Raw genomic sequence first — 713 nt, 5'->3', positions numbered from 1 at the left:
GTTTAGGAATAACACTTTGATACTTCAGATCTGTGGAATTGAGAAATCATGTTTAAAAAGTTATTAGGGTAATGGAAATTTTAGAAATTAGTCAGCTAACTAAAGGATCAGAAGAGTTGAAGAAGTAAAGAATTTAAGGGGGGATATTTATTAGACAGAAGGTAGTTTTATGGGGGATAATTTTTATTTTATTAGTTCAGCTAATTTATCAATATAACGAACAAGCACAAAACCATGCTAGTCTCAATAAATATCAAGATAATCAAATGGTGCGAATCAATGAACTCATAAAAGAAAAAGAAGAATTAGGAAAGAAAATTCAAGAACTAACTAATGAGAATAACAGTCTTAAAAATAAATTACCAAGTGATTTTGAGGCTAACTTTGTTGTTGATGGTGTTTTAAGGAGCTTTGAAGAGAATGAAGAAAGACCAATAAAATACTTAGATAATATTTATGTGCCTCTAAATTTTATCAATTCAGGATTTGGAAAGTCTATAAAACAAGAAGGTGAAGGGCAAGAAACCAAATGGGTTACAATTGGTAATACATCAGTAATTGGTGAAGGATTTCGCCCGATAAATCAACAAGTGATCAACGTAAACAGCCCTTTAAGTGAGTTTAATACCGTTCTAGGACAACCTATATCTAAAACGACTTATGAAAATGAAATAAATGGAATAGAAGAAACTGAAGCGATATATAAAGGTGTA

Annotated in this window: 1 protein-coding gene; it reads left to right on the top strand. The window is 30.4% G+C overall.

Features of this window, described 5'->3' with window-relative positions:
- Positions 1-266: 266 nt before the first annotated feature.
- The coding region (locus ABDZ91_RS14110; RefSeq protein ID WP_343800029.1) for a hypothetical protein at positions 267-713 on the top strand (447 nt) is incomplete at its 3' end.

The sequence above is a fragment of the Bacillus carboniphilus genome, assembly GCF_039522365.1.
GTDB lineage: Bacteria > Bacillota > Bacilli > Bacillales > JC228 > Bacillus_BF > Bacillus_BF carboniphilus.
Note: the sequence above shows the minus strand (reverse complement) of the source record. Positions and strands in the feature narration are given on the sequence as shown.